Source organism: Gammaproteobacteria bacterium, assembly GCA_041395445.1.
GTDB lineage: Bacteria > Pseudomonadota > Gammaproteobacteria > Xanthomonadales > Marinicellaceae > NORP309.
This window is the reverse complement of the sequence record JAWLAO010000002.1, coordinates 77,686-98,302: the sequence shown is the minus strand read 5'-3', so window position 1 is coordinate 98,302 and position 20,617 is coordinate 77,686. Positions and strand designations below refer to the sequence as shown.

At 38.7% G+C, this 20,617-nt stretch carries 24 protein-coding genes; 13 read left to right on the top strand and 11 right to left on the bottom strand.

From position 1 onward, the window contains the following. The first annotated feature begins 45 nt into the window (after positions 1–45). From R3F25_03785 to R3F25_03745, 9 genes are all read left to right on the top strand, one after another. A complete protein-coding gene (locus tag R3F25_03785; protein MEZ5495937.1) occupies positions 46–1,704 on the top strand; it encodes a glutamine--tRNA ligase/YqeY domain fusion protein in 1,659 nt (552 codons plus the stop codon). Positions 1,705–1,712: 8 nt separating this feature from the next. Then, positions 1,713–2,615: a branched-chain amino acid transaminase gene (locus R3F25_03780; protein MEZ5495936.1), complete on the top strand. Its 903-nt coding sequence runs from the start codon at positions 1,713–1,715 to the stop codon at positions 2,613–2,615. 579 nt (positions 2,616–3,194) lie between these two features. Continuing rightward, entirely contained in the window at positions 3,195–4,025 is an 831-nt protein-coding gene (locus R3F25_03775; GenBank protein ID MEZ5495935.1) for a hypothetical protein, read from the top strand. A gap of 135 nt (positions 4,026–4,160) precedes the next feature. Continuing rightward, on the top strand, positions 4,161–4,355 hold the full coding sequence (locus R3F25_03770) for a hypothetical protein (GenBank protein MEZ5495934.1): 195 nt from the start codon (positions 4,161–4,163) through the stop codon (positions 4,353–4,355). A gap of 71 nt (positions 4,356–4,426) precedes the next feature. After that, the gene (locus R3F25_03765) at positions 4,427–4,558 is read left to right on the top strand and encodes a hypothetical protein (protein MEZ5495933.1); all 132 of its coding nucleotides are present in this window, start codon (positions 4,427–4,429) and stop codon (positions 4,556–4,558) included. Continuing rightward, positions 4,506–4,745 carry a hypothetical protein gene (locus R3F25_03760; GenBank protein MEZ5495932.1) on the top strand — a complete coding sequence of 80 codons (240 nt, stop codon included), beginning with the start codon at positions 4,506–4,508 and terminating at the stop codon, positions 4,743–4,745. The genes R3F25_03765 and R3F25_03760 overlap by 53 nt, the downstream gene beginning before the upstream one ends. A gap of 67 nt (positions 4,746–4,812) precedes the next feature. Further along, a complete protein-coding gene (locus R3F25_03755) occupies positions 4,813–5,010 on the top strand; it encodes a hypothetical protein (protein ID MEZ5495931.1) in 198 nt (65 codons plus the stop codon). 886 nt (positions 5,011–5,896) lie between these two features. Then, complete coding sequence (locus tag R3F25_03750; protein ID MEZ5495930.1) at positions 5,897–6,127, top strand: hypothetical protein; 231 nt, start codon at positions 5,897–5,899, stop codon at positions 6,125–6,127. A gap of 37 nt (positions 6,128–6,164) precedes the next feature. Next, positions 6,165–6,386, top strand: coding sequence for a hypothetical protein (locus R3F25_03745; GenBank protein MEZ5495929.1), 222 nt, complete (start codon positions 6,165–6,167; stop codon positions 6,384–6,386). 315 nt (positions 6,387–6,701) lie between these two features. Here R3F25_03745 and R3F25_03740 read toward each other — a convergent pair whose 3' ends face one another. The 5 genes from R3F25_03740 to pilB all read right to left on the bottom strand — a co-directional run bounded on the left by R3F25_03740 (position 6,702) and on the right by pilB (position 12,464). Next, positions 6,702–7,619, bottom strand: coding sequence for a PD-(D/E)XK nuclease family protein (locus R3F25_03740; GenBank protein MEZ5495928.1), 918 nt, complete (start codon positions 7,617–7,619; stop codon positions 6,702–6,704). 366 nt (positions 7,620–7,985) lie between these two features. Beyond that, positions 7,986–8,609 (bottom strand): dephospho-CoA kinase, encoded by a 624-nt coding sequence (coaE, locus tag R3F25_03735; protein ID MEZ5495927.1) that lies wholly within the window; start codon positions 8,607–8,609, stop codon positions 7,986–7,988. 6 nt (positions 8,610–8,615) lie between these two features. Further along, entirely contained in the window at positions 8,616–9,518 is a 903-nt protein-coding gene (locus tag R3F25_03730) for an A24 family peptidase (protein ID MEZ5495926.1), read from the bottom strand. Next, positions 9,518–10,744, bottom strand: a complete 1,227-nt coding sequence (locus tag R3F25_03725; GenBank protein ID MEZ5495925.1) for a type II secretion system F family protein — start codon at positions 10,742–10,744, stop codon at positions 9,518–9,520. Before R3F25_03725 ends, R3F25_03730 begins: the two co-directional genes overlap by 1 nt. 4 nt (positions 10,745–10,748) lie before the next feature. Beyond that, positions 10,749–12,464 (bottom strand): type IV-A pilus assembly ATPase PilB, encoded by a 1,716-nt coding sequence (gene pilB / locus R3F25_03720; protein MEZ5495924.1) that lies wholly within the window; start codon positions 12,462–12,464, stop codon positions 10,749–10,751. A 251-nt stretch (positions 12,465–12,715) separates the two neighbouring features. Between pilB and sucC the strand changes: the two genes are divergently transcribed. From sucC to R3F25_03705, 3 genes are all read left to right on the top strand, one after another. Further along, positions 12,716–13,876 (top strand): ADP-forming succinate--CoA ligase subunit beta, encoded by a 1,161-nt coding sequence (sucC, locus tag R3F25_03715; GenBank protein MEZ5495923.1) that lies wholly within the window; start codon positions 12,716–12,718, stop codon positions 13,874–13,876. Positions 13,877–13,885: 9 nt separating this feature from the next. Next, positions 13,886–14,758, top strand: a complete 873-nt coding sequence (gene sucD, locus R3F25_03710) for a succinate--CoA ligase subunit alpha (protein ID MEZ5495922.1) — start codon at positions 13,886–13,888, stop codon at positions 14,756–14,758. A 96-nt stretch (positions 14,759–14,854) separates the two neighbouring features. After that, entirely contained in the window at positions 14,855–15,283 is a 429-nt protein-coding gene (locus tag R3F25_03705; protein MEZ5495921.1) for a DUF4426 domain-containing protein, read from the top strand. On the opposite strand, the gene R3F25_03700 is transcribed toward R3F25_03705, so the two are convergent. Genes R3F25_03700 through R3F25_03680 form a run of 5 tightly spaced genes read right to left on the bottom strand, consistent with a single transcriptional unit; the run spans position 15,280 to position 19,391 of the window. Then, positions 15,280–16,185, bottom strand: a complete 906-nt coding sequence (locus R3F25_03700) for a lysophospholipid acyltransferase family protein (protein ID MEZ5495920.1) — start codon at positions 16,183–16,185, stop codon at positions 15,280–15,282. The two genes, R3F25_03705 and R3F25_03700, sit on opposite strands and share 4 nt — an antisense overlap. Continuing rightward, positions 16,160–16,909, bottom strand: a complete 750-nt coding sequence (locus tag R3F25_03695) for a glycosyltransferase family 2 protein (protein ID MEZ5495919.1) — start codon at positions 16,907–16,909, stop codon at positions 16,160–16,162. The genes R3F25_03700 and R3F25_03695 overlap by 26 nt, the downstream gene beginning before the upstream one ends. Next, positions 16,902–18,098, bottom strand: a complete 1,197-nt coding sequence (locus R3F25_03690) for an O-antigen ligase family protein (protein ID MEZ5495918.1) — start codon at positions 18,096–18,098, stop codon at positions 16,902–16,904. Before R3F25_03690 ends, R3F25_03695 begins: the two co-directional genes overlap by 8 nt. Then, complete coding sequence (locus tag R3F25_03685; GenBank protein ID MEZ5495917.1) at positions 18,088–19,185, bottom strand: glycosyltransferase; 1,098 nt, start codon at positions 19,183–19,185, stop codon at positions 18,088–18,090. The genes R3F25_03690 and R3F25_03685 overlap by 11 nt, the downstream gene beginning before the upstream one ends. An 8-nt stretch (positions 19,186–19,193) precedes the next feature. Further along, entirely contained in the window at positions 19,194–19,391 is a 198-nt protein-coding gene (locus R3F25_03680) for a zinc-finger domain-containing protein (GenBank protein ID MEZ5495916.1), read from the bottom strand. A gap of 69 nt (positions 19,392–19,460) precedes the next feature. Between R3F25_03680 and R3F25_03675 the strand changes: the two genes are divergently transcribed. Next, on the top strand, positions 19,461–20,378 hold the full coding sequence (locus R3F25_03675) for an ELM1/GtrOC1 family putative glycosyltransferase (GenBank protein MEZ5495915.1): 918 nt from the start codon (positions 19,461–19,463) through the stop codon (positions 20,376–20,378). Here R3F25_03675 and R3F25_03670 read toward each other — a convergent pair. After that, positions 20,375–20,614, bottom strand: coding sequence for an EF-hand domain-containing protein (locus tag R3F25_03670; protein MEZ5495914.1), 240 nt, complete (start codon positions 20,612–20,614; stop codon positions 20,375–20,377). The two genes, R3F25_03675 and R3F25_03670, sit on opposite strands and share 4 nt — an antisense overlap. Between the last annotated feature and the right edge of the window lie 3 nt (positions 20,615–20,617).

Here is a 20,617-nt window from a genome sequence, read left to right as displayed (position 1 = left end):
AGTTTCGATAGTAAAATACATCCTTTTTGCAAAACAATAACTCAAATGACGGAAAAGAACGTTTCGGAAAACTTTATTACCCAAATCATTGATAAGGATTTATCCAATGGCAAACACTCAAGCGTGAGAACTCGTTTTCCACCGGAGCCCAATGGATTCCTGCATGTTGGCCATGTAAAATCAATCTGCCTGAATTTTGGGCTGGCAGAAGATTATCAGGGCGAGTGCAACCTCAGATTTGACGATACCAATCCGTCCAAAGAAAGTATTGAATACGCCGAATCCATTGAAAGAGATGTGAAGTGGCTGGGGTTTCATTGGGCCGGAAAAACCCTCCATGCATCGGATTATTTTGAGCAAATTTATGGTTATGCCGTTGAACTGATTGAGAAAGACTTAGCCTATGTGGATGAACAATCACCGGAAGAAATTCGCCAGAATCGTGGTGATTTCACCACTCCGGGAACCAATAGTCCTTATCGTGACCGTCCGGTTGAAGAGTCATTGGATTTATTTCAACGCATGAGAAATGGCGAATTTGAAGATGGCAAAATGGTGCTTCGCGCCAAAATCGACATGAAATCCGGAAATATCAACATGCGTGATCCGGTGCTTTATCGCATCAAACGCCAACATCATATTCGCACCAGTGACGATTGGTGCATTTATCCGATGTACGATTTCACTCATTGTATTTCTGATGCGATTGAGGGCATCACTCACTCAATTTGTACTTTGGAATTTGAAGACCATCGCCCGCTTTATGACTGGGTTTTGGACAACATATCCATTGGTTGTCATCCACAACAAATCGAATTCAACCGCCTGAATCAAACATTCACCGTCACCTCCAAAAGAAAACTCAACGAACTGGTTGAGCTAGGTAAAGTAGATGGCTGGGACGACCCGCGTATGCCAACAGTTTCAGGAATGCGTCGCCGAGGTTACACACCCAAAGCCATTCGTGATTACGCCAAGCGCAGCACAGTTACCAAAAAACCATCAACCGTTCCAATGACCATGCTGGAAGATAGTGTTCGAGCCGATTTAAACGAAACAGCTCCACGCATTATGGGAATTCTCAACCCGTTAAAATTAGTGATTGAAAATTATCCTGAAGATAAAGAAGAACTTCTGATTGGTCAAAATCATCCGCAAGATGAATCATTCGGCACAAGGGAAATTCCTTTCTGCAAAGAACTCTACATCGAAGCCGATGATTATCAGGAAAATGCCAATCGCAAGTTTTTCCGCTTTACTGAAGGTCGAGAAGTGCGCTTGAGATATGCCTACTATCTGACTTGTCAACGAGCGATTAAAGACGAAAACGGCAATGTTGTTGAAATTCGTTGCACTTATGATCCGGAAACCAAAGGCGGTAAATCAGCCGATGGCAGAAAAGTTAAAGGGACTATTCACTGGGTTTCAGCCCGTCATTGTGATAATATAGAAGTCAGACTTTATGATCGCCTATTTGATAAACCTAATCCTAAAGGTCTTGAAGATTTAAACCCCAATTCATTAGAAATCATAGAAAACGCCAAATTGGAACCCAATATTGTCGAAAACTCCGATGGCATTCGATACCAATTTGAGCGAATGGGATATTTTTATCGTGACAAAACATACGAACAAGACAAGCCAATTTTCAACCGAATTGTGACCTTAAAGGATTCTTGGGCAAAACTGGAAGAGCAAAATTAAATTGTACAATGATTAAAACCGAAACCATCTGGCACAACGGTGTGCTGAAACCCTGGGAACAGGATACAACACACGTTTTGACACACACTCTGCACTACGGCGGAGGCGCTTTTGAAGGAATTCGGTTTTATAACACTGCCAAAGGACCGGCAATATTCAGGCTTGAACCTCATATCGACAGACTGATTTATTCATCAGAAACCATTGGCATGAAACTGCCCTACTCTCGTGATGAACTTTGTCAGGCAGTCGTTGAAACGGTCAAATCCAATGGTTTGGATTCCGGTTATATTCGCCCATTGACTTTTTTTGGTTATAGCGAACTCGGTGTCTCCGCCAAAAACAATCCGGTCGAAGTCATCATCGCCAATTGGCCGTGGGGAAAATATTTACCACACGATATGGTTGACATCAAAGTTAGCAAATATCGCCGTATCAGCCCCAAATCCACCGTGATTGATGCCAAAATCTGCGGACATTATGTCGGCGGAATTCTCTCCACGATAGAACTACAAAACACCCATTATCACGAAGCACTGTTCCTCGATCACGAAGACAACATCGCCGAAGGTGCCGGAGAAAACTTCTTCATCGTCAAAGACAATGTCCTATCCACACCATCCCTCGGACATATTCTGCCCGGAATCACCCGAGCCACTATTATCGAAATGGCAAAACACTACGGCTACAAAGTCAAAGAAGAGAAAATCACCGTCGAACAAGCCCAGCAAGCAGACGAAGCCTTCTTCACCGGAACCGCCGTCGAAGTCACCCCCATCAAAACCATCAACGACCAAACCATCGGTAACGGTGAAATAGGCAAAGTCACGCAGTTTATCAAAACCACATACGAAAACACAGTCAGAGGAAAAAATAAGGACTTTGAACACTTTCTGAGTTATGTGAAGTAAAAATTATCCTGTCATACTGAGTGAACTCGAAGTATCTTCAACCAGAACTCGTTATTCGTGACCCTATTTTCGTCATTCCCGACCCCGATCGGGAATCTAGTTATTTTAATGTTACTTTTCTTTACTCGTGTAAAGCAAAGTAACCAAAAGAAAGCACGCCCCGAACTCTCAGCCGTTGGCTACCCTCAATATTTTCGAAAATTTGGCGAGGTATTTGAACTCGCTTCGCTCAGACATAAATACCTCGTACTCCCAAATTTGCAAGAATATCTCGGTGAGAGTAAAGGGGGATAAAAAAGAATAGCGTCATATCAAGCGTAGCCGAGATATCCTATTCCTGTCATCCTCTGGCTTAACCCGGGACCAAACGGCAGGACAGCCGTTTTGCCACGCGAAGCGACCCGAAGGGCTCGAAGCAGGTGCGGAGAGACAATCCAGAAAAATAGAAACCAAAAGCACTAAAAAATCATTCCAACATTCGCAGGTTTTGATAATGGATGATTTATTATTTTAAAATAATTTCAATACCAAATTCAAACTCATGTATAATTTAACAAACTCACGGTTTTCAAGATAAAAATGACTCTCGAACAATACATCCAGACAGTAACAAATAATTTTAACACTGGAATTTCCACCGAGCATACTTACCGAGGCGATTTAGAGCAGTTAATCAAAACACTGGTTCCAAATGTTGAAGTTACCAACGAACCCTCAAAAGTCACTGACTGCGGTAATCCTGATTATGTTATAACCAAACGCAAAATACCGATTGGATTTATTGAAGCCAAAGATATTGGCAAAGACCTCAACAGCAAGGTTTATAAAGAGCAATTCACTCGCTATAAAAAAGCCCTGGATAACTTAATTATCACAGATTATTTATGGTTTCAGTTTTTTGAAAACGGTGAATTAGTCCATGAGATTCGACTGGCAAACATCGAAAACGGAAAAATTATCCCCAACATTGATGAATACTCAAGATTCACAGATTTAATTAAGGACTTCTGTATCTTTATCAGTCAAACCATCAAATCTCCGCAAAAACTGGCAGAAATGATGGCGGGCAAAGTTAATGACTGTTACAGAACATCATTGAACAAGTTGTCACTCATGATGAAAAAACAGAGTTGCTTTCAACAAGACACATGGCTAATCAATCAATACAAGACCTTTAAAGACATGCTGATTCATGATTTACAACCTAAAGGATTTGCCGATATTTATGCTCAAACGGTGGCTTATGGCATGTTTGCCGCGCGCTTGCATGATAAAACACTCAATGATTTCAGCCGTCAGGAAGCTGCTGAACTCATCCCAAAATCCAATCCTTTTCTGAGAAAATTATTCAATGAAATTGCCGGGCCGATATTGACGAACGAATTGTCAAAATTGTTGATAACCTGGTGAAGTTTTTCGGGCAACTGACATCAAACAACTTTTATCCAACTTCGGCAAAGGAACACAGACCCAAGACCCGATTATTCACTTTTACGAAACTTTTCTGGCAACCTATGATCCGAAATTACGCAAGGCAAGAGGTGTTTGTACACACCACAACCTGTAGTCAATTTTATAGTACGAGCCGTTGATGATATTTTAAAAACTGAATTCGGTCTCGCTGATGGTTTGGCAGACACCAGTAAAACCACTATTATTGTCGATTCTCAAATTCCTGATCAAAGATCAAAACCGGTTACAAACAATATGAGAAAGAAGTCCACAAAGTCCAAATTTTAGACCCTGCGACCGGAACAGGCACCTTTCTGGCAGAAGTCATACGCCACATTTACAACAAAAAGTTCAAAGCCATGCAGGGCGCGTGGTCGGGTTATGTTGAAGAGCATTTGATTCCTCGTCTCAATGGTTTTGAATTGCTGATGGCATTCCATGCCATGGCACATCTCAAACTGGATTTATTACTCAAGGAAAACCGGCTATAAACCGCAAACCAACCCCAGATTTAATGTTTACCTCACCAACTCGTTGGAAGAATATCATCCCGACACCGGCACATTATTTGCCAGTTGGCTCAGTGATGAAGCCCGTGAAGCCAATCATGTCAAACGCGAAAACACCAGTGATGTGTGTGATTGGCAATCCACCATATGCAGTGAGCAGTTCAAATAAAAGTGATTGATTCAAGGTTTGATTTCAGACTATAAGAAAAACCTAAATGAAAGAAAAATAAATTTAGATGATGACTACATTAAGTTTATCAGGTATGGACAGCATTATATTGATAGAAATGGCAGCGCATTTTAGCCTTTATTACAAACAACAGTTTCTCGATGGAATTACACAAAGACAAATGAGAAAAGTTTTACTTGAAACCTTCGATACAATTTATGTTTTAGACTTATACATGGAGATGTTAAGAAAATGGCATCTATAAAGGATGAAAATGTTTTTGATATTCAACAAGGTGTTTCTATTAATTTATTTATCAAAAAGCCTACTAATAGAAAAGATTGCTGCTTTTATTATAAAGACATTTATGGTAGCAGGAAATTAAAATATAAATACTTATCAGAGAACTCATTAATACCATTAGCTGGGAGAGCCCGGACATAAATAAAGATTATTCATTTTTTAATGTTTTTGGTAATGAAAAAATTGGGTCATATCAAAACGGGATTGCTCAACGAAATTTTTACTATTTATAGTCTAGGTATTCAAACAAAAACGATAAATTACTTATTAAAAATAAAAGCGATCTATCTACGAATTGGTTGAAGATTTGAAGTATCTCAATGAAGGCGATTTGAAAAGAAAATATAGCCAAATTAAGGAAGGTGCTTGGAATGGAAAACGCAATAAATGATCTAAGTCTAACGTTGTTTTTATTGAACCAATTCAATACAGACCATTCTTTGATAATAGATTTATTCCAATAACATCGAAATCAAATGGATTACTTGGAAGACCAAGATTCACTATTACAAAACATTTTATAATAAATAACAATATTGGATTAATTTGCAATCGACAGGCTATCGGAGAAACCTTTAGTTTTATAGAGTTTCAGACAAAATTATATCACATGGAACATTTTACCTAGGGAATAGGGGGCAAGACTATTTACTTCCTCTTTATCTTTATCCAGAAACAGAAAGTCAACAATCTCTTGATTCCCAAACAAAAAGAATTCCAAATCTCAACTTCCAGATAGTTTGCAAATCACCAAAAATTAAATTTGGAATTTATTCCTGAAAAGAACAAAACTCCTCTCAAGGGAGCAAAAGTCTGTTTCGCCCCGATTGATATTCTGGATTACATCTATGCGGTGCTACATTCACCAAGCTATCGGTGAAAAATACAAAGAATTCCTTAAAAATCGACTTTCCTCGTGTGCCTTATCCCAAAGATACGGAAACTTTCTGAAACTGGTAGAACTCGGCAGTCAAATTCGTCAAATTCATCTACTCGAATCACCTGTTGTGAATGAATATATCACCAGCTATCCAGTTATTGACGGCGGTAATGATGGTGACATCATTAAAAGAAAATAACAAAAACCAGCCCTGGTTATGAAGCCACATCAGATACATGGAAAAGTATGGATCAATGATAAAAAAGTACTTCGACAATGTTCCATTGGTTGCCTGGAATCCTACATCGGCGGCTACCAGCCCGCCCAAAAATGGCTCAAAGACCGCCACGGTCGTAACCTCTCGATTTCAACGACATCCTCCACTACCAAAAATCATTGTTGCATTGATTGAAACTGATAGGCTGATGAAAGAGATTGATAAGGTTGAGGTGGAGTGATTTTTTGCGGTAAAAGAACTTTGTTGGATTTGTAATTTTAATGATGCTAATTCTAATGAACATATGTTCAAGAAAGCGATATAAAACAACACATTAGATTCTCTAAAATCAGTAAAATGTTTCGAAGTACTCTAACTTTGGGGAGAAAGCCTAATTCAAGGTATCAATCAAAAGATTTTTGTTTTCAAACACAAATTTCGTTGAGCGCTTTCTTAACTCCTTACTCAGGTAGTTCTAGTTCAGCGGAGTTTTTGTGGAAAATTAGAGCAATAGCGTAAGCCACAAAAGAACCCTTGAGTTACAGGTCACCTAGAGTTAATTGTTAGATTTTTTATGCCAATCAAAAAACTTTTTCCCGATTGATCTTGTATTGAGGTTGGAGTGATGAATATCAATGTTGTTTTCATCAATATATTGGGCAAGTATATAACGTGCTACTTCTTTATCACCTGTTTCATTGTTAAATACTTGGATTTGTGTACTATCTCTGCGTATAACACGGTACTCTTTCCCATCATTTATTTTTATTACAACCTCATCGATAATTTCACCTATATCTTCTCCCGTTCTCATTGTTCTTTTACCATTCGATTCAGTTATCGATGATGAGTGGTTAACAAACGCTTTAAGTGTGTGCCTCATATACTCGTTGATAGGATTAATTGCACCTTGCATTTCGAGACTTAGAATTTCTTTTATAATTGATAGAACGCCACCACTACCATCGTTTTCACTCCAATATATCCATTTTTTTGTATGTGTGTGTTTTTCTTTTAATTTTAGATTACTGTATTCATTTGATAGAAGTGTAGAGTTTGAGTTTGGTGTAAGAAATATCATATGTAAATTTTTTATATTCTTTTCCTCTTCAAGTATGGCTTGATAATATTCTTTTAATTGTTTAGGGTTGGCGGCTCCTGTTTTTATTTTATTTTCAATAATTATTCTATGTTCTTCTTTTTTCTTTTCATCAAGTATAATGATTTGAATATCAATGTCTTTTCTTTTGCCATCTAAACGATAAGGTTCTTCAAGAGAAACTTGGGAATTAATAAAATCTCTTTGTAGGATCCTACTAAGAATAGAATTGTCCTGAAATTCTATAAACTTTCGTACGAATGCGTCACCAAGACCATGATCTTTGTTACTATCCAGAAGATAACCAAGCATCGCAGACATGCTTGGTTCATGTAAACGTGATTTTCCTTGGCTTAATACATGAAAGATGTTCATTACGTTTTATTAAATCTAACAACTTATTGTATATTCATCAATGCAAGATATTAAATATTTTGCGTATTTTAATGCACTCATTTTCATAGGTTTTTATATTAACATACTGATTTTATTATGTAAATTTAATAAATTCAGTATGGCAGTGTTTTTTTAACCCCTTACATTTCGCTGAGACGCGCAGAAATATTCGGAAGAAAGCTTCATACTGTCTGAGCGTAGCGAGTTTATGAAGCGCCGGATATTTCAAATATCGAAGGGAGCCTTTAGGCCTAAATGCCGGGGCGTGCTTTTACGTTACTTTTGCACGAGCAAAAGTGACAAAATAAAAGATGATGAACTGAATTCAGCTTGACTTTAACTTAATCATTTTTTATAGCTAATAGCTAATTGCTTATACAACTTATCCAAGGTTCTGACCAATTTATTAAGTTTAGATAGATCTTGTTCGTTATTGATAACATCATCGGCAATTTGCAGTCTTTGTTCTCGATTGCATTGGCTCGCGAGCATTTTTTCGGCTAGTTCTTCGGTGATATGATCTCTGGCTGTGAGCCTTTTGATTTGTGTATCTTCGCTCACATCAACGACAAGGATTCGATCTAGCCATTGATAATTGCTGTTTTCACACAGTAATGGAATCACCACGATACAGTAATCTTGTTTAACGTTCTTTACCCTGTTTGCAATTTCTTTACCGATGAGGGGATGAAGAGTTGAGTTGAGTATTGCGAGTTTTTGTTCGTCGTTAAAAACGATTTTCCGAAGTTTTTTTCGATCGAGTTCGTTATGAGAGTTCAGAATGGCGGTTCCAAATGTTTTAACGAGTTGTTTGAGACCTTCTGTTTTCGGCTCTACCACTTCTCGGGCAATAATGTCAGCATCAATGATTGGACAACCGAGCTCGGCAAAAATGTCACTGACTGTTGATTTTCCACTGGCAATCCCGCCGGTTAATCCAACGGTAAAACATTGATGCTTTAAATTCATGTGTATTTAGTTTAAACCAGAGATATTAAAATACCAGTTGATGATATTTTCTCCCCAAATCATAGCAACCCAAGTTCCGACTGCCAGATAAGGGCCAAATGGGATGGGCTTATTACGGCTATTTTTATTGAGCACCAGATAAATTGAACCAATTACCGCTCCGGCAACCGATGACATGATAACTATCACTCCGACTGATTTCATCCCTAACCAGGCACCACCGGCTGCGAGCAATTTAAAGTCTCCATAACCCATGCCTTCTTTTCCGGTTAATAATTTGAACAACCAGAATATTGACCAGAGTAATAAATAACCCAGTAATGCTCCTTTGATAGAGGCTTCAGAATCGATAAATATCACCCAAAGACTGATAAATAACCCTAGCCACAACAATGATAAACTAAATGAATCAGGAATCACCATCGTATCAAAATCAATCATTGAAATTGCAATCAGATACCAAGTGAGAAACAATGCTGCAACTGATTGCAATGACCAGCCAAAATGATAGACCACATAAGTGCTTAGTATTGCTGTGAGTAATTCGATTAACCAATAGCGATTAGAAATTTTTGTTTTGCAATTGGAGCATTTTCCACGCAAAAGTAAAAAGCTGATAACCGGAATATTTTCCCAGGCTTTGATTTGATGATTGCATTTTTGGCAATGTGAACGTGCCCAAATGATGCTAGGTGGTTTGACTTCCTGTTTGTATTTTTCAAGAGTGGTTTTTAATTCGGTATAGGAATCGGATAAGTGATTAATGCTGTCATGAGTCCATTCGTGCTCCATTGATTTTGGATAGCGATAAATCACAACATTCAAAAAACTGCCAACAAGAAGTGAAAAGACAAAAGTTGTAATGAGCAATGCCGGTAGCGATTGCTCCAAAGCCTGCAATAAAGCCATTACATCACTGCCGCCATCTTGAAGATCGGCAGATACATCGCCACAATCATAACACCAACCAAACCACCAATAAGCACCATAACTAATGGCTCAATCAAACTACTCATGGCATCCACATCATTGGCTACTTCCTGCTCATAATAATCCGCAACTTTAGCCAGCATGGCATCCAGATTACCGGATTCCTCACCAATTGCTGCCATGGACACGACCATGTGTGGGAAAATACCGGTTTGTTGCATAGCTAATTGGAGTTGATGACCGGTAGACACATCTTCCTTAATTTTCTTGATGGCATCCCCATAAACCACATTGCCCACAGCTCCGGCAACAGTGTCCAAACCTTCAACCAAAGGAACACCCGCTCTGAAAGTTGTTGATAAGGTTCTGGCAAAACGAGCAACTGCTGCGTTGTTTAGGATATTGCCGACGATAGGGAGTTTCAAAGACAATCTGTCCAGTGCATGGGCAAATTTCAATGACCGTTTTTTCAATTGGATAAAACCAACAATAACTCCAACAAAAACCCCAAGATAAAGTAAAAAGTTTTCCTGTAAAGCCTCGGATGCATGCACCACCATTTGTGTCAACCCCGGCAAATCCGCTCCAAAACTTTTGAACATTTCTTCAAATTGTGGAACCACTTTCAAAAGTAACAAAGCACTCACACCAAATGCAACCACGATTACCGCTGCCGGATAATATAGAGCTTTTTTGATTTTACCTTTAATTTCTTCGGTTCGTTCTTTGTAAGTTGCAATCGTATCCAGCAACTCGTCAAGCACACCGGCTTTTTCACCGGCAGCAACCAGATTACAATATAACTCATCAAAATGCAGAGGATGTTTGCCTAAAGACTCACTCAAACTCAAACCCGACTGAATATTATTCTTGATGTCTTTAAGCATCTTCGCCATATTCGGGTTTTTCTGTCCGCCTTCAATAATCTCAAAAGCCTGCACCATTGGCACACCGGACTCCATCATGGTTGCCAACTGCCTGGAAAATAGGGCAATATCCTGAGCCTTAATCGGTTTTCCTTGTGAAAAGAGTGGCTTTCTCTTTTTGACAATTTGGTTGACATTAATGTTCTGACGGCGTAACTCTGAACGAGCGACCGTCAAACTTTTTGCTTTAATTTCTCCATTAATTTTCTTACCGGTTTTGTCTTTACCTTTCCATGTAAAGGTAATATATTCTTCTATTGCATTTTGTTTTGTAGCCATATTTCTAATCTACCGTTACTCTGTTTGCTTCTGCTAAACTTGTGATACCATTTTTTACCTTCAGGAGCGCTGATTTTCTTAAATCAGCTATGCCATCAGCTCTTGATTGATCGGCAATTTCCAGCGCGTTTCCTTCTGCAAGAATAATCCTTTTAATTTTATCTGTCAGTGGCATAACCTGATAAAGGCCGACCCTACCTTTATAACCACCATTACACTTGCGACATCCAACAGCGTCATAAATTTTAATTTCATTGGCATCTTCTTCGGAAAAGCCTTCTCGAATTAAAACTTCAGGAGAGTATTCGCCGATTTGTTTACAGTCATGTAACCGTCTTCCCAATCTCTGAGCAATCACCAAAGAAACCGCAGAAACAATATTGAAAGGAGCGATTCCCATATTCATTAGACGACTGATGGTTTCCGGTGCATTGTTGGTATGAAGGGTCGAAAGCACCATGTGACCGGTTTGCGCGGCTTTAATAGCGATTTCAGCTGTTTCCAAATCACGAATCTCACCAACCATGATGATATCAGGATCTTGACGCAGGAATGAACGCAACGCCGCAGCAAAGGTCATTCCCTGCTTTTCATTTTGTTGAACCTGATTGATTCCGTTCACCCTGATTTCCACAGGGTCTTCAACAGTTGATATGTTTGAACCATCGACATTGAGAATATTCAAAGCGGTATACAACGAAACCGTTTTACCACTACCCGTTGGACCGGTGACCAGAACCATGCCATAAGGCTTATGAATTGCATTCACAAATAATTCTTTTTGCTCCGGCTCATAACCGAGCATATCAATACCCATTTTGGCAGCTGATGCATCCAGTACACGCATTACGATTTTCTCACCAAAAAGAGTCGGACAAGTACTCACACGGAAGTCAATTGCTTTGGTTTTGGACAGATTCAGTTTAATGCGACCATCTTGAGGAACACGCCTCTCAGCAATATCTAATTTTGACATTACTTTGACTCTGGATGCAATTTTCATGCTCATACCAACCGGTGGCTTGACCATTGTTTTCAGCATTCCGTCAACACGATATCTGACTCTGTAATTCTTCTCATAAGGTTCAAAGTGAATATCCGATGCTCCGCGCTTGATAGCATCAAGCAAGACTTTATTCACAAACTTAACAATCGGAGTATCATTGGCATCATTATCGGATGAATTGTCCTCTTCATGCAACTCCGTTGTATCTTCATAGTCCAGATCTTCAAGACCTGAGTCATCGTTCTCCTCGTCCATCATCGACTCTGCTTCACTGAGTGCTTCATCAATTACGCTTGTTAATATATCGTGAGGGATAACGACCGGATCCACAGCCATATTGGTGTGGAATTTTATTTCTTCAATTGCAGTTACATTCGTCGGATCGGAAATTCCAAGAAATAATTTTTTATCTCTTTTGAATAAAGGTAAAACACTATGCTTATGAATTAATTTTTCATCCACCAAATCCACCGGCAGACTTTTGCTATCCATGACCGAAACATCAAATAACGGAACTCCATAAACTGCTGAAGAAACACTTGCCAATTTATCAGCAGGTGCCAAATCATTTTCAACCAGATAGGTAAAGAGAGGAATTCGCCTTTTTTTTGAGGTGATGACAGCTTCAATTGCATTTTCTTCAGATATCACTGAAGATGCAATCAAGCGCTTCAACGTTCCGTTTAACATCACTTTCGAGTCATTACTCATCATTTATTGTAACTCCCATAGCCCCTAAAAAGATATTTTTCTTTTAAATATCTGTACTTTACACGATTTTTCTAAATAAATGAACAACTATCTTAATGAAATTATAAATCAGTTTTTGCGATTTAATTCACAGATTGATTGGTGTGCTAAAAAAATATAATTTTAAAACGAATCTCAGCTATTGTTTAAGTTGTGAGTCACTATCAGTTATAATACGCTTTTTTCATAAATACATAACCAAAAGGGGTATCATAATGAATTTTCACGAATATCAGGCGAAAGAGATTTTTGCCTCATATGGAGTTCCCGTGCCTGCAGGAATTGTTGCCAGAACTGTTGATGAGGCTTTAAATGCAGCTAAATCTCTGGGAGGCAATATGTGGGTTGTAAAAGCTCAGGTTCATGCCGGAGGAAGAGGCAAAGCCGGCGGTGTCAAACTGGCGAAAACCATGGATGAAGTCAGAGAATACGCGAGCAACATGCTTGGAATGACTATCCAAACATATCAAACCGGCGGAATGGCTTTGCCGGTGAATGAAGTTTTAATTACTGAAGCGGCTGAAATCAAACAAGAGCTTTATCTGAGTTTATTGGTTGACCGTGCGAATAAATGCCTGTCATTCGTCGTTTCTGCAGCCGGCGGTGTGGATATTGAGGAAGTCGCCAAAACAACTCCTGAAAAAATTCATACCGTGACTGTCGATAATCTCGAAGGGCTTTTCCCTTACGAATGTCGTAAAGTTGGTTTTAGTATGGGATTATCTGCTAAACAAACAAACCAGTTAACAAAAATCATGATGGCATTACACAAAATGTTCCATGATTTGGATTTGGCGCTGGTCGAAGTCAATCCATTGATTATCGATGGTAATGACGATGTCGTTGCTTTGGATGCTAAAATCAGCATGGATGATAATGCCTTATTCAGACATAAGAAATTAGCCGAACTTCGTGATAAATCACAGGAAGATCCTGCTGAAGCTGAAGCTCATGAACATAGCCTCAACTACATCAAACTGGATGGAAATATCGCATGTATGGTAAACGGTGCCGGATTGGCAATGGCAACCATGGATGTGATTAAGCTCAAAGGTGGCGAGCCTGCAAACTTCCTTGATGTTGGTGGTGGAGCGACAGCTGAAAGAGTCGCAGTTGCGTTCAAAATTATTCTTTCTGATCCGAACGTCAAATCAATTCTGGTCAATATTTTTGGAGGAATTGTTCGTTGTGATTTAATCGCTCAAGGTATTATTGATGCCATTAAAGAAGTTGGTGTCGAACAACCGATTATCGTTAGGCTTGAAGGAACCAATGTCGAGCAAGGTAAGGAATTACTCAAACAAAGTGGTTTGGCAGTGATTGCTGCTGATGACTTAGACGATGCTGCAACCAAAGCAGTTTCAGCAGTAGCATAGGAGGAAAGAATGAGCGTATTAATCAATAAAAATACTAAAGTTGTGGTACAAGGTTTTACCGGATCACAGGGAACTTTCCACTCCAGCCAAGCCATTGAATACGGAACTCAAATCGTTGGTGGCGTGACTCCGGGTAAAGGCGGACAAACACATCTCGACAGACCTGTTTTTGATACTGTTGAAGAAGCCGTCAAGCAAACCAGTGCCAATGCCAGTATGATTTTGGTTCCACCGCCATTTGCTGCGGATGCAATTTTAGAAGCGGTCGATGCCGGAATCAAAGTGATTATCTGTATCACCGAAGGCATTCCTGTTTTAGATATGATGAAAGTGAAATCTGTATTGGAAACTATGCCTGATGTTAAGTTGGTTGGACCAAACTGTCCAGGCGTTATCACTCCGGGCGAATGTAAAATCGGAATCATGCCAGGACCCATTCACAAACCGGGAAATATCGGAATTGTTTCTCGTTCAGGCACTTTAACATACGAAGCCGTTCACCAAACCACTAAAGTCGGACTCGGTCAAACAACCTGTATTGGTATTGGCGGTGATCCCATTCAAGGGATGAATTTTGTTGATTGTCTGAAAATGTTTCAGGATGACCCGGCGACAGAAGGAATCATTATGGTTGGTGAAATTGGCGGCTCTGCTGAAGAAGATGCGGCTGAATACATTAAAAACCATGTGACCAAACCGGTTGTTTCTTACATTGCCGGAGTCACAGCACCTGCGGGTAAACGCATGGGACATGCGGGAGCAATTGTAGCCGGCGGTAAAGGAACTGCTCAAGCCAAATACGAAGCACTCGAAGCAGCAGGTGTTACAACTGTAAAATCACCAACTCTTTTAGGCGAAGCGATTAAAAAGTTGGTCGGTTAATAAGAATTAATAATTCTTAAGATTAAAAAGCCGTTTAATTTAATTAAGCGGCTTTTTTATTTATAATTATTTCAATTTAAACTTTCTGCATAACTGATGAAAAGTATCCTCGTCATTTTATTATTAGTCATTTCCCAAGTTTCATTCTCTGATGATAGCAATACAGTATCAAATAAAGACTATCAGGTTTTTTATAATGCCTTTCCATCAACATTTTTAACACCTGAAGTCGCCAAAAATTACCAGATTGAACGCTCTGCTAACCGTGGTTTGTTTAATATTTCTGTCAGAAAAAAAAATAATGATACTTCGGAACCCGCAAAAGCTAAACTCATTGTTTCTGCAAAAAACCTTATAGGTCAGGAAAAATCGGTTGATGTGAAAGAAATCATAGAAGCCGGTGAAGCCATTTATTATATCGGCTCTTTTTCAGTTTCAGAGGAAGAAGTGATTCACTTTAATATTGATGTCATTCCTGAAAATAGCCAAACCTCATTAAACGTGAAGTTCACTCACGAGTTTTAAAGATTTTTATAAAGGTAATTTCTGCCTTTAGGATGATTCTTGAATCGACGATGCACCCATAAATACTGCTCAGGATGCTTATTGATTTGTTGTTCAAATAATTGATTCAATTTTAACAAATTTTCCTTAATATCATCTCCCTGAAAAATATCTAATGGTGGCAAAACATCAACGTGATAAATTGTTTTCCCGCTGGAATTTTTCCCGCGAAAACCAAACCACGGGATTACAGGAACATTGGTCGATTTTGCCAATCTTGCCAAACCCGTAACCGTTGCTGCAGGTACACCAAAAAAGTCGATATATTCAAATTGATAGGAAAAATTCTGATCCGGAAAAAAATACACCGGATAATTGTTTTTCAACGATTTCAAAACATTCTTCATATCCTTTTTGTCGATGGTTTTTTCGCAATGCGTTCGTCGGGCAATATCGACATGCTCTTCGAAAATTTTATTGTTATGTTGACGAGCAAGCATGTGTCCCGGTTTGCTAAGAGTGGTATTTATGGCTCGAATCACCAGTTCCATTGGGTGCAAATGGCAACTGATTAATAAACAACCATTTCCTTCAGAATGTGCCTTCTCAATTACATCTAATCCGGAAAATTCCACTCGTTCAGTAATCTTCTCTGTATTTCCCCAATAAGCATAAATTGTTTCAAGCAAACCTTTACCATTGGATATCAGATTTTGTTTTAAAAGTTTTTTTCTATCTTTGAAAGATAAGTCAGGAAAGCATAACTCGATATTTCTGTGAGCAATTTTCTTTCTTTTATTCGGAATCAACCAAAATAACCAGCCAACAAAATAACCTAAAGCCAAAATAAAGGATAACGGCAACTTCATCAGTAACTTTGCCAATGCGACGATGAAGTTAGTCTTTGTTCTTTTGAAGCTCATAGAGTTTTGCGTATTTCAAGAAAGCATACCTGGTGTTTAACGATGTATTGATAAAGCCAGCCCAGCCATTGAAAATCTGACGACGAAGAAAATACTGACGAAAAAAATACCAAGGTGGATAGAACACTAATTTTAAAGGAGAAGTTCGCTTTCCTTGTTGAAATTTCTGCTTGGCTGCCAGTTGCGAATATTGATTGATTTTTTCCACTTTTTTGGAAATTGAAGTTTCTCCAAAATGACAAATTTCCGCTTTGAGTTTTGATAATTGACCGGATGTTTTTACCGATTCATGTACTAAATCGTCAGAAATCGTCGATAAATTTTTATTAAAAAGTCTGACAAAGTGATTCATACGAACCCAACTGTGTGACCACTTCCAGAAAACCCATTCTCTTCTTGGTAAGCTGTAAGCATCAAATTCAGGAGATTTATTTTTAAATTCGGCTATAGCTGTTTGACCATCATCACTCATAAATTCATCGGAATCCAAAAGCAGAACCCAATCATTGCTTGCTAAAGAAATCGCATCTCTTTTTTGCTGCGAAAATCCTTTAAACTTTTGCTGTTTGATGACACAGTTATATTTATTGAGGATTTGCAATGTTGTATCAGTACTGAATGAGTCCATCACCACAATTTCATCAGCAAAACCAAGGCTTTGCAAACATTTTTCAATGGTTTCTTCATTATTGAATGTGGTTATAACAGCGGAAATTTTAATCATCTTGATGACTCACCATTAACAATCCGGCACCGCAAAACCAGATACAAATCGACCAAAATGAAGAAAACAGAGAATAAATACTCACGAATGGTAAAAATGCACACACAATCGCAACCATAAACGACCACATTGAAGGTTTATAATTTAACTTAACAAATTTCAACAGTTGATACATTGCAAATATCATCAGAAATAAACCAATCAATCCTGTTTCAGACAAAATTTCCAACAACCAATGATGAGCATGCATCCCTACTCCACCTTGCTCCTGCCAGATATCATCGCTTTCAGCATATTGTGAATAAGCATTTCTGAACGCATGGGCACCAACTCCATTAATTGGATGTTCAGAAAACATATTCCACGATGTTTGCCAAATCGGCAAACGATTCGCTAATGCAAAATCCAGGCCGGATTGCGAACCATCCAAAGCCGCCATTGACCGTTCAATGCGATTTTGAAACTCCGGAGAAATAAACCATAGTGACACTAATAAAACAATGGCAACCACAGCTGTTTTTATCAACAAAATAAATCTTCGTGTTTTAACATGATGCAACCAATAAGCAAATAACACAAACATCATCATCAACCATGCTGAGCGTGTCCCTGACAAGATTATCACAGCTATCATTGCCAATGTCAAAACCCAACGAACCACCGAATTTATCTGTACCAAACCAATCATCACAACTGGCATTAACAATGCAATCACAGGACCTAGTTTAACCTGATCGGTTCCGAAAATACCGTTCAAACGTCCGGGATATGTTTCTCTTCCAATCAAGTCAAAGCCAACAAAATACTGAATCAATGCATCTATTGTCCAGAGAACAATAAGAATTGTTATAAATGGAATGATTAATTTCCTGTCTTGGTTTTTAGTCAATACAAGTATGGCAATTGTTGCCAGATAGAATCGAAGACTAGATACTCCAACAATCAGTGTTTTTTTCTGCCAGAATGAATCCGGAACAGAAAGCAGTATCATCAAAAAGTAACACAAATAAACGATGCTTAAAATCTGGATTTGAGGCTTTTTAAATACTTGAACTCCTTGATTCACTAATGAGTAGACCCCAAGAATTGATAAAATCAGAATTGGCAATTCAGCTAATCTGGAAAAAGGCAGCAGAACTAACACAGAAAAAAATAAATAAACTGTGAATTTGGAAAGGCTAATCGACATTTGCAGATTCCAAATAAAGTTGATAGGTTTTGTTCAACATGTCTGTGAGCAAAAATTGAGGATTGTTCTTTACCTCGGGCTGATTACTCAATATTGAATCAATCACATTTGCTAATTGTTGAGTGTCACCCAATTTGACTTTCCCTTCGGGAAACATTTTATCCAGAATCTCACCCACTCCACCGTGATTGTATCCGACGGCAGGAGTACCGACGGATAGTGATTCCAAAACAGTTCGTCCAAAGGCTTCCGGGCGTTTCGATGCGGATACGACAACATCTGCTATTGAATAAATCTCTGCCATAGAATCCTGTAAGCCCAGCCAATACACTTTATCCTCGACTCCATTATCTCTGAACCAATGTAGCAATTTTGCCGCATAGAAGTCATCATCAGGTGTCGCAGTTAAGACCAGTCTGCAATTCTCATCACATTGTTTGAGCCAAACCAGCAAATCCTTAACACCTTTTAAAGAAGTCAATCGCCCGGGCATTAAGACCAATTTTTTACCCACCAATTGATGGTGTTTTTGATAGAAATCATGCAACCACCGAAAGTCAGCCTGGAAATCATAAGGAAACTCTTGCGGATTGATTCCCCGATATATCATCACCGGCTCGGATTTCAAAAATTGTGAATAGTTTTCCTTAGCATAGTTATTCGTGGTTTCCGAAACAGTAATCACCTTATCACCTCGTGCCATTATCGACGAATAACGCTTCACTGAATAAAGACCGTGAATAGTAGTTAAAAATTTCGGACGATTACTTTTGATACTTTTAATCGCCCGATAGGATAACCAAGCTGGCAAACGGGAACGAGCGTGGACAATATCGGCTTGTTTTTGCTGAAAGATTTTTTTCAGGGTTTTGATTTTCAGCAATGTCAAAAATGATTTTTTACCAATATCAAGTGCAATATGTTCCACATTCGGTGATAACTTTTTTACCATGTTACCACCTGAGGAGATTACAATTGATGTGCAACCTTTCTCAGCGAGAAAATTGGCAACTTCGACTGTTCCCCTTTCCACTCCGCCATTATTCAATGCCGGTAATACTTGAATAACCGTGAGCTTATGGCTCATAGCAACCGTTACTTATCATCCAGAATATATTGAGCTCCACAATACGGACAAGTCGCTTGGTTCTCTTTCGATAAACTGAGATACACTTTAGGATGAGAGTTCCAGGTTTTCATATCTTCGCCGGGACAAGACAACGGCAAATCGGCTTTGGTAACATGATAAACTTTATTCAGATTGGCTGAATTTTTTGCAAGTGATTTCGACATTGTTTTCTCTCTGATTCAATTTTAAGGTATTATAACAATAATAACTATTTCATCAATTATTCACAGCCATTGAAAAGATTTAAAAACATCTGGATTTTTAGCGACAGCATTGCCGGTCATGAAATTCAGTCAGTTTCTCTGGCTGAACAGCTTTCGGATAATGTATCCATTCATCATTGTACAATCAGGCAACCGTGGCTCAGTTTTGCCCCCAGAAGACTTCCTCGGTTTGGTCGAAATATTATCTGGAAATCCTCTCAACCTAATTTATCCCAATCCGTTGATGTGATTATCACTTGCGGTCGGCGAATGGCAGCCGTTGGTAAGCATTTTAAGAAATTATTGCAATGCATACATATTCAGATTTTAAATCCGGGTGATGGTGTGGAAAAATATGACTTGCTAATTTGCCCTGAACACGACAATCAAAAAGGCAGGAATATCTTATCTATCAAAGGAAGTTTACATCCGATTTCGACTCAATTTTTATCCAATTTTGATTGTTCCAAAATCAGCCAGCAATCAGTTGGATTGTTTTTAGGCAATCCTTTTTCAAAGTTTTTCGAGCAGCTCGAATCTATGAAACAACAAATCGCTCAGAGTTTTCCGGAGCATCATGTCTATGTTTGTGGTTCCCGAAGAACACCAAAATCCGAATCCAATAGAATCAGAAAGGTTTTCTCAAATTCAAGAAATGTATGGTTAGGAGATGATGATGGCGAGAATCCTTATCTATCCATGCTCACTTGTTGTGAGGTTTTGGTTGTAACTGCTGACAGTATCAATATGGTTTCCGAGGCTTGTGCAATAGACAAAAATGTAATCGTCATAGCTGAAAGCGAAGCCTCTCCGAAACATCAACGATTCATTCACTCAATTAAGGAAAGATTATCAACTTTTGAACAGTTAAAAAGCGATGTAGAACCACTGGAAACTTTAAACAAATTGACGAAACAAGTTTTAAATTTCTTTTCTGAAAATCCTTAAAAAACTGTCCAATTCATTTGCCACCAGTCGAGAAACTCATCAAATTCCACCGTTCCGTTTCCATCTTCATCAATGGTGTGGAAACCACGAATTGCCATCTCTCTGCTGGCATCCGGAGCTAAAACCTTGAAAAGTTTAATGAATTCATTCTCCTCAAGTAAACCATTGCCATTATTATCAAAAAAATCAAAATGGTCTTTGATTTCTGCAATTTCTTCTTGTGTTAATTCTGCCATAAT